At 52.0% G+C, this 14,550-nt stretch carries 16 protein-coding genes and 3 tRNA genes; 5 read left to right on the forward strand and 14 right to left on the reverse strand.

Annotation, left to right across the window (positions count from 1 at the left end; genetic code table 11):
- Nucleotides 1-423 precede the first annotated feature (423 nt).
- The 6 genes from ACOTWU_RS08930 to uvrY form a co-directional block, all read right to left on the reverse strand.
- Nucleotides 424-510, reverse strand: a tRNA-Leu gene (locus ACOTWU_RS08930).
- Between the two features lie 11 nt (nt 511-521).
- Nucleotides 522-595 (reverse strand) — tRNA-Cys (locus ACOTWU_RS08935).
- Nucleotides 596-646: 51 nt separating this feature from the next.
- A tRNA-Gly gene (locus ACOTWU_RS08940) sits at nt 647-722 on the reverse strand.
- Between the two features lie 163 nt (nt 723-885).
- A complete protein-coding gene (pgsA, locus tag ACOTWU_RS08945) occupies nt 886-1,434 on the reverse strand; it encodes a CDP-diacylglycerol--glycerol-3-phosphate 3-phosphatidyltransferase (protein ID WP_003859652.1) in 549 nt (182 codons plus the stop codon).
- A gap of 56 nt (nt 1,435-1,490) precedes the next feature.
- Complete coding sequence (gene uvrC / locus ACOTWU_RS08950) at nt 1,491-3,323, reverse strand: excinuclease ABC subunit UvrC (protein ID WP_017384477.1); 1,833 nt, start codon at nt 3,321-3,323, stop codon at nt 1,491-1,493.
- The gene (gene uvrY, locus ACOTWU_RS08955; protein ID WP_017384478.1) at nt 3,320-3,976 is read right to left on the reverse strand and encodes a UvrY/SirA/GacA family response regulator transcription factor; all 657 of its coding nucleotides are present in this window, start codon (nt 3,974-3,976) and stop codon (nt 3,320-3,322) included. Before uvrY ends, uvrC begins: the two co-directional genes overlap by 4 nt.
- Nucleotides 3,977-4,373: 397 nt before the next feature.
- On the opposite strand from uvrY, the gene ACOTWU_RS08960 reads away from it, so the two are divergent.
- Both ACOTWU_RS08960 and ACOTWU_RS08965 read left to right on the forward strand, forming a co-directional pair.
- Nucleotides 4,374-4,454: a hypothetical protein gene (locus ACOTWU_RS08960; protein ID WP_418235935.1), complete on the forward strand. Its 81-nt coding sequence runs from the start codon at nt 4,374-4,376 to the stop codon at nt 4,452-4,454.
- Nucleotides 4,441-4,665 carry a DUF2594 family protein gene (locus tag ACOTWU_RS08965; RefSeq protein ID WP_003859644.1) on the forward strand — a complete coding sequence of 75 codons (225 nt, stop codon included), beginning with the start codon at nt 4,441-4,443 and terminating at the stop codon, nt 4,663-4,665. Before ACOTWU_RS08960 ends, ACOTWU_RS08965 begins: the two co-directional genes overlap by 14 nt.
- A gap of 64 nt (nt 4,666-4,729) precedes the next feature.
- On the opposite strand, the gene sdiA is transcribed toward ACOTWU_RS08965, so the two are convergent.
- The 8 genes from sdiA to ACOTWU_RS09005 all read right to left on the reverse strand — a co-directional run bounded on the left by sdiA (nt 4,730) and on the right by ACOTWU_RS09005 (nt 12,029).
- Complete coding sequence (sdiA, locus tag ACOTWU_RS08970) at nt 4,730-5,452, reverse strand: transcriptional regulator SdiA (RefSeq protein ID WP_017384479.1); 723 nt, start codon at nt 5,450-5,452, stop codon at nt 4,730-4,732.
- 223 nt (nt 5,453-5,675) lie between these two features.
- Nucleotides 5,676-6,428: an L-cystine ABC transporter ATP-binding protein TcyN gene (gene tcyN, locus ACOTWU_RS08975; RefSeq protein ID WP_003859634.1), complete on the reverse strand. Its 753-nt coding sequence runs from the start codon at nt 6,426-6,428 to the stop codon at nt 5,676-5,678.
- Entirely contained in the window at nt 6,425-7,093 is a 669-nt protein-coding gene (gene tcyL / locus ACOTWU_RS08980; protein ID WP_003859632.1) for a cystine ABC transporter permease, read from the reverse strand. The genes tcyN and tcyL overlap by 4 nt, the downstream gene beginning before the upstream one ends.
- A gap of 21 nt (nt 7,094-7,114) precedes the next feature.
- The gene (gene dcyD, locus ACOTWU_RS08985) at nt 7,115-8,101 is read right to left on the reverse strand and encodes a D-cysteine desulfhydrase (RefSeq protein ID WP_017384480.1); all 987 of its coding nucleotides are present in this window, start codon (nt 8,099-8,101) and stop codon (nt 7,115-7,117) included.
- Nucleotides 8,102-8,204: 103 nt separating this feature from the next.
- The gene (gene tcyJ, locus ACOTWU_RS08990; protein WP_003859627.1) at nt 8,205-9,005 is read right to left on the reverse strand and encodes a cystine ABC transporter substrate-binding protein; all 801 of its coding nucleotides are present in this window, start codon (nt 9,003-9,005) and stop codon (nt 8,205-8,207) included.
- An 86-nt stretch (nt 9,006-9,091) separates the two neighbouring features.
- Complete coding sequence (gene fliZ, locus ACOTWU_RS08995; RefSeq protein WP_015570235.1) at nt 9,092-9,643, reverse strand: flagella biosynthesis regulatory protein FliZ; 552 nt, start codon at nt 9,641-9,643, stop codon at nt 9,092-9,094.
- 54 nt (nt 9,644-9,697) lie between these two features.
- Nucleotides 9,698-10,417, reverse strand: coding sequence for an RNA polymerase sigma factor FliA (locus tag ACOTWU_RS09000; RefSeq protein ID WP_003859623.1), 720 nt, complete (start codon nt 10,415-10,417; stop codon nt 9,698-9,700).
- Between the two features lie 163 nt (nt 10,418-10,580).
- Entirely contained in the window at nt 10,581-12,029 is a 1,449-nt protein-coding gene (locus ACOTWU_RS09005) for a flagellin (RefSeq protein WP_045333307.1), read from the reverse strand.
- A 268-nt stretch (nt 12,030-12,297) separates the two neighbouring features.
- Here ACOTWU_RS09005 and fliD point away from each other — a divergent pair, with 268 nt between their 5' ends.
- From fliD to fliT, 3 genes are read left to right on the forward strand one after another with little or no spacing between them, the layout of a single operon-like run.
- Complete coding sequence (gene fliD, locus ACOTWU_RS09010; protein WP_045333309.1) at nt 12,298-13,710, forward strand: flagellar filament capping protein FliD; 1,413 nt, start codon at nt 12,298-12,300, stop codon at nt 13,708-13,710.
- A gap of 30 nt (nt 13,711-13,740) precedes the next feature.
- Complete coding sequence (gene fliS, locus ACOTWU_RS09015) at nt 13,741-14,151, forward strand: flagellar export chaperone FliS (protein WP_045333310.1); 411 nt, start codon at nt 13,741-13,743, stop codon at nt 14,149-14,151.
- Nucleotides 14,151-14,522: a flagella biosynthesis regulatory protein FliT gene (gene fliT / locus ACOTWU_RS09020; protein WP_006811148.1), complete on the forward strand. Its 372-nt coding sequence runs from the start codon at nt 14,151-14,153 to the stop codon at nt 14,520-14,522. The genes fliS and fliT overlap by 1 nt, the downstream gene beginning before the upstream one ends.
- Nucleotides 14,523-14,550: the final 28 nt, after the last annotated feature.

The following is a 14,550-nucleotide window of genomic DNA, read 5'->3' on the forward strand; positions in this document are numbered from 1 at the left end:
GCCACATAGTGCATTATCGCCACATGCTTTTATACCCGGCGCTTACAGTCAGATGATTGGGCAGTAAGTGACAATGCTGTACGGCGGCACTGCCTCAGTTCGTCCACCTGTTGTACCAGTTTCCGTTCGCTTTGCCCGAGGCATTCCCGTTTTCATACCCTCTGCGTACCTCCCTACACAGCTTTCTGAGAAGCTTTTATGCGCTGGTCGGTTCACTACCGTTCCGCTTATTTTTCACTTAAAAACCAGTTCACATCCTGGACGTTTGAGAGCTTGTCGCCGGAGAGCCATGTTAAAGTTGTCCCTGTGCCGGGCTGGAAAATAAGATTTGTTGTCAGGAAGGGGGGATTGCAGGCACAAAAAAACCACCTTTCGGTGGTTTCACGACACTGCTTATTGCTTTGATTATTCTGCTTTTTCCCATGGTAGCCGGAGTGGGACTTGAACCCACACAGCGCGAACGCCGAGGGATTTTAAATCCCTTGTGTCTACCGATTCCACCATCCGGCCAGGGAAGAAAGTGGAGGCGCGTTCCGGAGTCGAACCGGACTAGACGGATTTGCAATCCGCTACATAACCGCTTTGCTAACGCGCCTTAAATCTGTTGTCTTTCGACCTGCACCCGCAAGCTGCCGATGCATTAATCTGGAGCGGGAAACGAGACTCGAACTCGCGACCCCGACCTTGGCAAGGTCGTGCTCTACCAACTGAGCTATTCCCGCATGTCATCAAGTAACTATTTAACTACTTCCTAACCACTTGATTTCATTGTCGTCCGGCTAACTGTGCCGCCGTTCGATGCGTTGCATTCTACTGATATGACGTTTTGAGTCAACGTTATTTTTTGCATCTCAGGATCGTTTGCTGAAAATTAAGCCGAAACGATCACTGTTCAAGCAAATCACCGCGCGCAGCGTTCAAATATTGCAGCATTGACCACAGCGTCAGCACCGCCGCAACCCACAGCAGACCAATGCCGGCCCACTCTACCCAGGCATTCGGACGCCACAGCATCCATACCAGCGCCGCCATCTGTGCGGTGGTTTTAACTTTACCGATCCAGGACACCGCCACGCTGCTGCGTTTACCCAGCTCCGCCATCCACTCGCGCAGGGCAGAGATAATAATCTCACGGCCAATCATGGTCGCGGCAGGCAGCGTCACCCACCAGGTATGATAATGTTCCGCCACCAGCACCATCGCGATTGCTACCATCACCTTATCCGCAACCGGATCGAGGAACGCGCCAAAGCGGGTGCTCTGGTTCCAGCGACGCGCCAGATAACCGTCAAACCAGTCCGTCACGGCAGCAATCAGGAAAATAAGCGCACAGGCAAAAGGCGCCCAGACGACCGGCAGGTAAAATGCCAGGACGAAGAACGGAATGAGCACAACGCGAAAAAGAGTGAGCAACGTAGGGATATTAAATCGCATGATGACGGTAACTGTCTGTTGTCAGTAAAATTTAGCTCTATGTTGCTACAGAGCCCTCAATGTTTCAACGAGTAGTAGATCTTTTCTGCCAGCCCTTGCGAAATACCCGGCACTTTTGCAATTTCTTCCATACTGGCGTTGAGTAATCCTTGCAATCCGCCCATATACTTCAACAGCATCTGGCGACGTTTTGGCCCGACGCCTTCAATCGTCTCAAGGGTACTGGTATTTTTCACTTTCGCCCGTTTTTTACGGTGCCCACTGATGGCGTGATCGTGCGACTCATCGCGGATATGCTGGATCACGTGCAGCGCAGGGGAATCCGGCGGCAGGCTAAAGCCCTCGCCTTCCGGCTCAAAGAACAGCGTTTCCAGGCCAGCCTTACGATCTGCCCCTTTCGCTACCCCTAGCAGCAGCGGATGGTTCTTATCCCACTCCACGTCGAGCGATTCAAATACCGCCTTCGCCTGCCCCAACTGCCCTTTCCCGCCGTCGATAAGGATAACGTCCGGGATTTTGCTCTCTTCAATCGCTTTACCATAGCGACGGCGCAGCACCTGGTTCATGGCGGCATAATCGTCACCGGGCGTAATGCCAGTGATGTTATAGCGACGATACTCTGCCCGCAGCGGACCGTTGGCATCAAAGACCACACACGACGCCACGGTCTGCTCACCCATCGTATGGCTGATGTCGAAGCATTCCATGCGTTTCACTTCCGGCAGCTTAAGTAGCGTAGCAAGCGCGGTTAAACGCTGGCTGACGGTCGACTGCTGGGACAGTTTGGTGGTCAGCGCCGTGGCGGCATTGGTTCGCGCCAGCTTCAGATAACGCGCGCGATCGCCGCGCGGTTTCGTCTGAACATTCACCCGGCGGCCTGCCAGCTCTGAAAGCGACTCCGCCAGCAGGGTTTTATCATCGAGCGTGAAGTCGAGCAGGATCTCCGAGGGCAGCGTACGCATCTGGCTGCCCTGCAAATAAAACTGGCCGACGAAGGTCTCCACCACTTCACCCAGCTCAGTGCCGCCCGGCACTTTCGGGAAGTAGCTGCGGCTGCCGAGCACTTTGCCCTGACGAATAAAAAGCACATGAACGCAGGCCAGACCGGCGTCAAAGGCTACGCCGATAACATCGAGGTCGTCGCCCGTATTGGAAACAAACTGCTTCTCGGTCACCCTGCGCACCGCCTGAATCTGGTCGCGGATGCGTGCGGCCTCCTCAAATTCCAGCGCCGCGCTGGCTTTTTCCATACGGGCAATCAGTTGCGTCAGCACCTGATCGTCTTTCCCGGCTAAAAACAGGCGGACATATTCCACCTGCTGCGCGTACTCTTCTTCGCTCACCAGCCCTTCAACGCACGGCCCCAGGCAGCGGCCAATCTGATATTGCAGGCATGGCCGGGAGCGGTTGCGATAAACGCTATTTTCGCACTGGCGAACAGGAAAGATTTTTTGCAAAAGCGCCAGCGTTTCCCGCACGGCATAACCGTTCGGGAATGGGCCGAAATATTCACCTTTCGCATGCTTAGCGCCACGATGCATCGCCAGCCGCGGGTGCGTGTCGCCGCTCAGGAAGATAAACGGATAGGATTTGTCATCGCGCAGCAGAACGTTGTAGCGCGGCTGATACAACTTAATGTAGTTGTGCTCAAGGAGCAGTGCTTCCGTTTCCGTATGCGTTACGGTGACATCAATGTTGTGTATAAGTGCGACCAGCGCTTCGGTTTTACGGGAGGCAAGGTTGCTGCGGAAATAGCTGGAAAGGCGTTTCTTCAGATCTTTCGCCTTACCGACATAGATAACCGTACCGCCAGCATCGTACATACGGTAGACGCCTGGCTGGCTGGTGACGGTTTTCAGAAATGCTTTTGAATCGAACGCTTCACTCACTGACTTATTAACGACTCCGCATTGCACAAACCATGGCGAATGGCCAGGTGAGTCAGTTCGACATCACCGTGAATGTTCAGTTTACTGAACATTCGATAGCGATAGCTGTTGACCGTTTTCGGGCTGAGATTCAGCTGCTCTGAGATCTCATTCACCTTCTGACCTTTAGTGATCATCAGCATAATCTGCAATTCGCGCTCAGACAAACTGGCAAACGGAGATTCCGTTTTTTCCGGTTCAATCTGACTCAGAGCCATCTGTTGAGCAATATCAGAAGCGATGTAGCGCTGCCCGGCGTGTACGGTGCGGATCGCATTGACGACTTCCTGCGGCGCGGCGCCTTTACTGAGATACCCGGCAGCACCCGCCTGCATAACCCTGGCGGGCAGCGGATTTTCGGTATGGACGGTCAGCATGATAACTTTGGTATCAACGAACATGCGCGCGATTTTGCGCGTGGCTTCAAGCCCGCCAATACCGGGCATGTTCATATCCATCAGCACCACGTCTGCGGAGTTAGCGCGACACCATTTGACGGCATCTTCGCCACAACACGCCTCGCCGGCAACTTTAATACCCTTTATATCTTCAAGAATGCGTCGTATCCCTGCGCGCACCAGTTCGTGGTCATCAACAAGAAGGACGTTGATCAAAGGAAATGTCTCCAGAATAGGGATAACGCTACTGACTGCTAATTGGGTTTATATTAACGGTTTTCCATGCAAGATTAAAACGCTAAAAAATCGGCTATTCGATTCTGGTCTCGTTTTTGGAAATTAAGCTGTACAGTAAGTGGAAAGAAAACCCTTGCCCGCCGGGCTTTTACCGCTATTTTTTAGCATCGACATTCGAAAAGTTACTAAAACAGTTGTTAACTCAAACGAAAAAGAGCGCGCGATTTTTTGTAACAACAATTAACGAATGGCGAACCGGGGATAAACATTTAATTGTCGCTAACATATTGGACAGAGTACCTTCATAATCCGCGCCGCCCAATAATCACTGCGCGATAAGTATAAAAAACAACCACTGCATTTTTTGCCGTAGCTTGTGGTATACTCCGCCGCCTTAACTTTCATCGTCGCGCTCATGCGCTGTTTTATAATGAGGAAAATAAATGAGCACACCTGAATTTGCCACTGCCGAGAATAACCAGGAACTGGCACAGGAAGTAAACTGCCTGAAGTCGCTGCTGACGCTTATGCTACAAGCGATGGGCCAGGCTGATGCTGGTCGTGTGATCATTAAAATGGAAAAACAGATCGCGCAGATGGAAGACCAGGCGGAATCCGCTGTTTTTGCCAATACGGTTAAGCAAATTAAACAAGCCTACCGCCAGTAACAAAAACGGCTGGATGCAAAGCATTCAGCCGTTTTCTCGTCTGACACGCAGAACGTGATATCAGTCAGATAAGCCCCGTCGCCGCGGCATAACACGCTATCTGGATCTTATTCGGTGCGTTGAATTTCTTCTGCATATTCTTTTGATGGAAATTGACGGTATTTTCCGAGATGGAGAGAATGATGGCGATTTCTGCCGACGTCTTCCCTTCTGCGGTCCACTTCAGAATTTCCCGCTCACGCTTGCTGAATTTCATTTCAGGCGGCATCACCGTCTCATGTTCAAAGCGTAACAGTGTGGTGAGCGCCATCTGGACGAGCATTTGTAAACGCAGCTCAACTTCTTCACTGGATATCGAGTGTGCCTGTAAGCTGGTACATGACACGGAGAGGAAACCGAGCGCATGATTTGGCATCATCAGACACTGCGTTATTCCCTTGCGTAATCCGTGGTCCCGCGCGCCGTCCCATAATTGCTGGGCATCCGTGAATAATTCATCCGTCCAGGGCAAATGTCCCTGAATGAAATTCTCCGGCTTCAGCACCGGGTCAATGGCGAAATAATTCTCGGACTGATATTGCGCCATCCATTGTTGCGGATAACTGGAATGGACGGAGGTTCGCGGGCGGGTAAATGGCACAGGGTGTCGAACACAAAGCGCATAATAATCGAATTCAAGCGCCTGCGTTTGTCGCTGAAGTTCCTGATATACCTCTTCGGCACAGGTCATTTCCTGAAACCGGAGGAAGCATTCCCGTCGCCAGGTGAAAAAGTCTATATCCCTCATACTTACTGAATGAAGCCTCTGATAAAGATAATCATTATTATGGTGAATATAACCTAACACATAAAGCATGATTATTTATATAAAATATCGGCCACAGGCAGATTATCTTTAATTTGGCGATGGCTTATCCACATCAGTCGGAATAAAAAAGCAACAGAACGGAGTTTAAGGGAGGATAATTTGCTCCAGAAGCGGCATCTGGAGCAAATTGAACGCTAAAATGCTACTGCATTAAGAATTTTTCAAGGAACTGACGGGTTCGGGGCTGCTGCGGATTGGCAAACAGCGCTTTAGCCGGCCCCTGCTCAACTATTCTCCCCTGATCCATGAAAATAGCCCGATCGGCAACGTCGCGAGCGAAGCTCATTTCATGCGTCACAATCACCATCGTGCGTTTCTCCTGCGCCAGCTGTCGGATCGTGTTCAGTACTTCCCCGACCAGCTCAGGATCGAGCGCGGACGTGGGTTCGTCAAACAGGATCACATCCGGGCGCATCGCCAGCGCGCGCGCAATGGCGACACGCTGCTGCTGCCCGCCAGATAAGCGACGCGGATAGCTCGTCTCCTTCCCTGCCAGCCCAACCTTCGCCAGCAGCTCGCGGGCGCGGACCGTCGCGTCTTCCTTAGGTTCCCCCTTGACGATGACCGGCCCTTCAATAATGTTTTCCAGCACCGTGCGGTGCGGAAAGAGATTAAAGCTCTGGAACACGAAGCCGACATGCTGGCGCAGGCGGCGAATCAGCCCTTTTTGCTGGCTGATGGGTTTCCCGGTATCAATGGTGATATCACCCACGCGGATCGTCCCGCCTTCGGGCTGCTCCAGTAAATTGATGCTGCGCAGCAGCGTGGTTTTGCCTGACCCGCTCGGGCCGATAATTGCTACCACTTCGCCCTGCTCAACCTCAAGATCAATGCCATGCAGCACCGTTTGTCCATGGAATTTTTTCACCAGGTTTTTGACGTCAATTGCACTCATTTTGGATCACGCTCCTGGCGGTTAAGCTGGTTTTCAAAATAGTTTTGCAGAGCGGACAGTACCGTCGCCATCACCCAGTAAATCAGCGAGGCCGCCAGATACATGGTAAACACTTCCAGCGTGCGCGAGGTGATCAGCTGCGCCTGACGGAACAGCTCCGGCACCTGAATGGTCGCCGCAAGCGAGGTGTCTTTCACCAGGCTGATAAAGCTGTTGCTCAGCGGCGGCAGCGCCACGCGCGCCGCCTGGGGCAGGATCGCCCGGCGCAGCGTCTGCCACGGGGTCATCCCGATACTGGCCGCCGCTTCCCACTGTCCTTTATCGATGGAGGAGATCGCCGCACGCAGCGTTTCAGAGGTGTACGCCGCCGTATTCAGCGACAGGCCAATCATCGCCGCCGGGATCGGATCCAGCTCAATACCAAACTGTGGCAGCCCGTAGTAAATCATAAACAGCTGGGCGATAAGCGGCGTTCCGCGGAACACGGAGATGTAAAACCGCGCCAGCCACCGCACCGGCCAGATGTTCGACATGCGCATCAGTGCCAGCACAAACCCGAGCACCAGCCCGAAGAACATCCCGCCGATACTGAGCTGTAAAGTAAACACCGCGCCCTTAAGCAAGAACGGCAGCGAATCAATAACCAGTTGAATACTTTCTTGCATTATTATTTTTCTACCTGATTTTTAGACATGAGGATGATAGGCAAACAGCGCAGGCGCCCCGCCAGTATGAACAAACAAAATGGGTCCTTCATCCTTAAAGCGCTTGCGGGCGATGCCGTCGATCAGGCCCGCCATTGCCTTGCCGGTATAGACCGGGTCAAGCAGAATACCTTCGAGACGGGCCAGCAGCTTAACCGCCTCCATCCCTTCATCATTGGGGGTGCCATAGCCCGGCGCGAAATAGTCATCCCACAGCAGTATTTCCGCCTTCGCCTGAAGCGCAAGCTGTTCAGCCACCGCCTGTTGCAGGGTGACGACTTTCGGCTTCTGTTCCGCAACGCTTCTGGAAACCGTCACGCCAATCAGCTCGACCTCCGGCATCAGTTGCTCAAGCCCGACCGCTAAACCAGCATGGGTCCCCGCACTGCCGGACGCCACCACCACCGAGGATAAACTCACCGCGCCTTCGCACTGCTGAGCGATTTCCAGCGCGCTCTCAACATAGCCGAGGGCACCCAGCGCATTCGAGCCGCCAACCGGGATCACGTACGGACGAAAACCCTGCGCTTCCAGACGCGTCGCCAGCTCGTCGAGCTGTGCAGCCGGGTCGGTCAACGCGTCGACCATTTCAACCTGCACGTTGAACAGATCCAGCAGCAAACGGTTACCGTTAGTCAGGTAATTCTCTGCCTGCGTCCCGATCGGGTTCTCCAGCAGGGCTACGCAGTGGAGTCCCAGCTTCGCCGCCACTGCCGCCGTCTGGCGAACGTGGTTAGACTGAATTGCCCCGGCGGTGATCAGCGTGTCCGCCCCCTCACGCAGAGCATCGGCGGCGAGAAACTCCAGCTTGCGCAGCTTATTTCCGCCCATCGCCATGGGCGTCACATCGTCACGCTTAATGAATATATCGCGCCCCAGGTAGTCAGAAAATCGCGGCAGATACTCCAGCGGCGTGGGTGCGCCGATAAATTCCAGACGGGGAAAGCGCGTTAAATTCTGTAGTGACATGGTTCCTCCGGTCACGCAAACAATTGTTATTTCATTATGCACGCAGACGCGCGAGAAATAAAAAAGGCGCTTTTAAAAGCGCCTTTTTTTGTCAGTCAGAGACTTATTTCGTCACGTCTGCGCCGAACCACTTCTCAGAAAGCGCCTTCAGGCTGCCGTCTTTCTGCATCTCAGCAATGGCGCCGTCGATGGCTTTCAGCAGATCCTCGTTACCTTTACGCACCGCCACGCCGGACTCCTGACGGGAGAACGCATCACCCGCGACAGCCAGGGTATTGTTGGTTTTCTTCACCAGATCCAGCGCTGCCAGGCGGTCAACCAGAATGGCGTCAATACGGCCTACGCGTAGATCCTGGTATTTCGTCGGGTCATCATCGTAGGTACGGATGTCCACGCCCTGCACGTTCTGGCGCAGCCACTCTTCGTAGTTGGTGCCCAGACCGACGCCGACTTTCTTACCTTTCAGGTCCGCTGCGGACTTGATGCTGCCTTCGTTACCTTTCTTCACCAGCGCCTGAATACCGGACACGGTGTACGGCGTGGAGAAGTCATACTTCTTCTTACGCTCGTCAGAAATGGTTACCTGGTTAATCACCACGTCAATACGTTTGGAATCCAGTGACGCCAGCATCCCGTCCCATTTGGTGGGTTTCAGGGAGGCTTTAACGCCGAGGTGTTTCGCCAGCTCCTGCGCAAACTCCACTTCAAAACCGGTCAGTTTACCGTCGTCGCCCTGGAAGCTGAACGGAGGATAGGTTCCTTCCAGCCCAACCAGCAGCGTGCCGCGCTCTTTAACTTTGTTGAGCAGATTCTCTGCCGCGAACGTTTTCACGCTCATCCCCGCGACCAGCGCAACGGCCATCATCCCCATCAGCGCCTGACGACCCAGAAGTGCTAATTTCATAAGTACCCCGATACAGTGGAATTTTTGAGTAGTGTAGAGAAATCGCCTGCAACGTCAAAGGCGGCTGCGCTACATCTTATTCTTTTTTAATATATATCAGAAGTTGTTCCGGCGCGGACTTTCTGCTTTATGACGCCCGGCATCTGGACTTTATATTGCGCGTACTTTCGCAGCGCGATGCGGTAATTATTGGTACTGGTGGCGGGCAACCAGGGTTCCAGATTTTCATCCAGGTATCCGGTCGTCAGCAGATCGCGGGAGATATTTTGCATGGTCAAATGCTGACCCAGGCGGCGCAGGCGAACCACGTATTCACGCACGGTGCCGTGACTCATCTCCGTTTGTTCAAACAGAAATTGCTTGAAGCCGATAATATCGAAGAAGTCGCTTTGCTCTTTGCAATGGAGATCGCCACAGAAACGGCAAAGCGCTACCCACTCTTTTTGCTCTTCAAGCCAGGCGGCTTCATCCATCAGCGTGTCGAGGCGGGAAATCGCAATCTTATTCACGATTTCACCGCGACGAACCAGCGTGATGCGGTCGAGTAATTTTTTACAGTGGGCGCAATGCGTCTGGCTGTGTTTAAAGTCTTTCAGGTAGCGGCTTAAAGGCCGTCTTTTAGATTGCTGCACCGTCATGATAACTCCTGGTTGTCAATACGTTGTGCGGCATTTCCAAGGCGAATAACTCACCTATAACTTACCCAGTTTTGTGCGCAGGCGTTTAATGGCCTGGCTGTGCAGCTGGCTCACCCGTGACTCGCCCACCTCCAGCACGGCGCCAATCTCTTTGAGATTGAGCTCTTCCTGGTAATAGAGGGTTAACACCAGTTGCTCACGTTCCGGTAAAGCTTCAATCGCTTCCATCACGCGCTGGCGTAAATTCCCTTCCAGTAAATGGTGTAACGGGTTTTCTTGCTGGTGTTCATCGGTCACCAGCTCGATGCTATCGCCATGCTCTTCGCGCCACTCATCATAAGAGAAGAGTTGGCTGTTATTGGTATCGAGCAACATCTGGCGATACTCTTCAACAGGAATGCCCAGACGCTCCGCTACTTCGGTTTCCGTCGCGTTGCGCCCCAGCTCCTGTTCCAGCTGCCCCATCGCATGCGCCACTTCGCGCGCGTTGCGGCGAACGCTGCGCGGCACCCAGTCGCGGCTGCGCAGCTCGTCCAGCATCGCACCACGAATACGCTGCACTGCGTAAGTCGTAAATGCCGTTCCTTGCAGAGCGTCGTACCGGTCAACTGCATTCAATAACCCGATACCGCCCGCCTGTAGCAGATCGTCCAGTTCCACGCTCGCCGGCAAACGCACCTGGAGGCGCAATGCTTCGTGACGCACCAGCGGAACATAACGCTGCCACAGCGAGTGTTTATCCATTACACCTTCAGCGGTATAGAGTGAATTCACGATAAACAGCCCTGCGTTAGTTGAGTTATCGGCATGATTATCCGATTCTGGAGGGGTTTTAATCGGGTGAATAGTGGGTGAAATGAGGGGTTATTTGGGGGGTTACGCGTAAATGCGGACAGAAAAAACCCCGCCGAAGCGGGGTTTAAGCGTAATCAGGCGATTAGCCTTGCAGCAGAGACAGAACCTGCTGAGGAACCTGGTTAGCTTTGGCCAACACGGAGTTACCGGCCTGCTGAACGATTTGCGCTTTAGACATGTTGGACACTTCGGTCGCATAGTCGGCGTCCTGAATACGGGACTGCGCTTCAGACAGGTTGGTGGTGGTGTTGTTCAGGTTGGTTACAGCAGAATCCAGACGGTTCTGGATAGCACCCAGTGAAGAACGGAATTTGTCTACGCTTGAAATCGCATCATCAAGCGCTGCCAGAGGATTGCTGGTAGACGTTTTGATTGCAGACAGAGTTTGAGTCTGGAGATTAGCACCGCCAAGGTCAGAGGATTTGTAAGTTTTGGCATTTTCGCCTGAACCTACGGTTACCACTTCGGTCAGGCCGTTAGTCCCGCCCAATGTTACATTAGCGCCTGTTACAGCGGCACCGTCTGCATCGGTATAGTTGATAGTTTTTGCTGTTACAACGCCGTTGGTGACATCAGCTGCATAGAGTTTGTTGTCAGTGCCTTTTAATGCATAAGCTTTATCGCCCGCAGCATTGGTCACTTGATACAGTTTTGCACCTGGGATGGCAGCGACAGAGGCATCGGTCATGTCGATAGCTTTGTCTACAGTAACTTTGGTCAGCGCAACATCATCTGATTTAACAGAAGTTTGGTCTGCGACTTTGGAACCCAGAGTCACTGCACCAGAGGCGTTGTCGATGCTAACTGAGTAATAACCATTTTTGGTTGCATCAGTAGTTGCACCTGTTACTTTTGCAAAATAACTACCGTCTTCACCTTTTACGATAGTAGCAGTAGTGTTACCCGTTTCTAAACCATCGACAGCAGTATTAAACGCAGTGGTGTTTAATGTCACATCGGTAGGAACGGTAGTCAGCTCTTTACCAGTTGAAACATTTGCAGTCTGAATGTTAAGACCCTTAAGACCCAGGGTAGAAGAGTCGATTTTTTTCAGGTCGATTTCGATAGTTTGGCCATCGTTAGCGCCAACCTGAATTTTCATTGAACCGTCTTTAGCCAGCACGTTCACGCCGTTGAACTGAGTCTGTTCAGATACACGGTCAATTTCATCCAGACGAGATGTAATTTCGTCCTGAATAGATGCCAGGTCAGAATCGGAGTTGGTGCCTGTGGAAGCCTGCACAGACAGCTCACGGATACGCTGCAAGTTATTGTTGATTTCAGACAGAGCACCTTCAGTGGTCTGCGCAACAGAGATACCATCATTAGCGTTACGTGCAGCCTGAGTCAGGCCTTTGATGTTAGAGGTGAAGCGGTTAGCAATCGCCTGGCCCGCAGCGTCATCTTTTGCGCTGTTGATACGCAGACCGGATGACAGACGCTCAATGGCGGTAGACATTGAAGACTGGTTCTTGTTGATGTTGTTCTGAGTGATCAGCGAGAGGCTGTTGGTATTAATGACTTGTGCCATGATTACGTTTCCTGTTGTTCATCAAATCTGTGGGTTAGATTTGGGTTTCCACCCTTCGGCTTCATCGCCGTCAATGGTGTTATTGTCTGGTCCAAAACAACCTTTAGATTTTTTTTCAGGATCGCGTCATTTTTTTTAGCCACAGAAATACTCTTCTCTATTAGCGTTATTCTCGCCATTAAAAAAAAGAACATAACCGTAAACTTTCTTGAGTTGAGGCCGATAACCCCACTATTCGTTCTACGTGTCGTTACATTAAGGAATAAATATGGCAAGTATTTCTACGTTGGGAGTCGGTTCAGGTTTGCAGTTAGGTGACATTCTGGACAGTCTGACCGCTGCACAAAAAGCACAGCTGACGCCGATCTCTAAGCAGCAAACTTCCTATACAGCAAAACTTAGTGCCTACGGCACGCTGAAAAGTGCACTGGAATCCTTCCAGACGGCAAATACTGCACTTAGCAAAGCCGATCTGTTTACAGCGACTACCACCGCCAGCAGCAGCACAGCCTTCAGTGCCACAACCACCGGCAGCGCGATTGCGGGTAAATACACCATTAACGTATCGCAGCTGGCGCAGGCGCAAACCCTGACAACAGCAAAAACGCAAAGCGATAATAAAACGGCGATTGCGGCAGCAGACAGCACCATCACCATTCAGCAAGGTGGTGACAAGAAACCTGTCACCATTAATATCAGTGCAGAAAACAGTTCTCTAACGGGTATCCGAGATGCAATCAACAAAGCGGATGCCGGCGTAAGTGCCAGCATTATTAACGTCGGAAATGGTGAGTATCGTCTGTCCATTACGTCGAAAGATACCGGTAAAGACAATGCCATGACCATTAGTGTCAGCGGTGATACGGCACTTGAGTCCTTCATGGGCTACAACGGTAATAGCGCAGACACCGCTAACGGTATGCTGGAAAGCGTTACGGCTCAAAATGCGCTGTTGAAAGTTAATAACGTTGATATTGAAAACAGCAGCAATACCATTAGTGATGCGCTGGAAGATATCACCCTCAACCTGAACGACGTGACTACCGGTAATCAGACCTTAACGATCACTACCGATAACACTAAAGCGACCAAAGCGATAAACGATTGGGTTACGGCGTATAACTCCCTGCAAGATACTTTCAGCAGCCTCACAAAATATACTGCTGTGGATGCGGGTTCAGACGCACAGAATACCAGCAACGGCGCGTTGTTAGGCGACAGTACACTACGCACTATTCAGACTCAGTTGAAAAGCGTGCTGAATAACCCTCACACCAGTTCCAATATTAAGACCCTGGCACAAGCTGGCATTACGACAGACCCAAGCACCGGCAAACTAAAAGTGGATGATGACAAACTTAGCGCAGCAATGAAGACAAATTCCGCTGGTATGAAGGATCTGCTGGTAGGCGACGGTAAGACATCGGGGATCACTACCACTGTTGGGACGAATCTGACTGGTTGGCTCTCCAGCACCGGCATCATTCAGGCTGCAAAAGATGGCGTCAGTAAAACCCTGAACAATTTAACTAAGCAATACAACGCGGCCAGCGAGCGTATCGACACCATGGTAGCGCGTTATAAAGAACAGTTTACGCAATTGGACGTCATGATGAACTCGCTGAACTCTACGAGCAGCTACCTTACACAGCAGTTCGAAAATACGTCTTCCAACAAGTAGTAACAGATAATCAGACCCGAGGGGGATAACATGTACGGCGCAAAAGGCACGCAAGCCTACGCAAAGATAGAAGTTGAAAGCGCGGTGATGAGCGCCAGCCAGCAGCAACTGGTTATCATGCTATTTGATGGTGCCCTCAGCGCGCTGGTACGCGCGCGTCTGTTCCTAGCAGACGGTAATATCCCGGCAAAAGGGTTGGCACTCTCCAAAGCGATTAATATCATCGAAAATGGCCTGAAGGTCGGATTGGATGAAGAGAGTAAAGACGAGTTAACACAAAACCTGATCGCTCTCTATGCCTATATGGTTCGTCGCCTGCTTCAGGCCAACCTTCGCAATGATGCCAGTGCCATCGAAGAGGTGGAAAATTTACTGCGCAATATTGCGGATGGCTGGAAGGAGGCAGCAGGTATACCAACTCTTGTCCAGGACGCCGTCTAATGAGTAACGCACCGCAACTTTATGCCCTTTATCAGCAACTCCTTGAGCAGAGCCAGTTGATGTTGCGACTGGCCCGGCAGGGACTATGGGATGATCTGATCATCTGTGAAACCGACTATGTTAATGCGGTGCACTCACTGGCTCGTCTCACTCAGGAAAGTGAACCTTCGATGCAGATTCAGGAGCAGCTTCGCCCGACGCTGCGGGTGATCCTGGACAACGAAGGCCAGGTAAAAACGTTGCTGCAAGCCAGAATGGATGAACTGGCGAAGCTGGTTGGGCAATCCTCCATCCAGAAAACCGTTCTCTCCACCTACGGTAACCAGGGCGGTCATGTCCTGGTTCCGCAAAGTAATAGCGATATTAATTAGCCATTTAACTGGCGGGCAAACGTTAACC

Source organism: Enterobacter cloacae complex sp. GYL001 (assembly GCF_049237125.1).
GTDB lineage: Bacteria > Pseudomonadota > Gammaproteobacteria > Enterobacterales > Enterobacteriaceae > Enterobacter > Enterobacter hormaechei_C.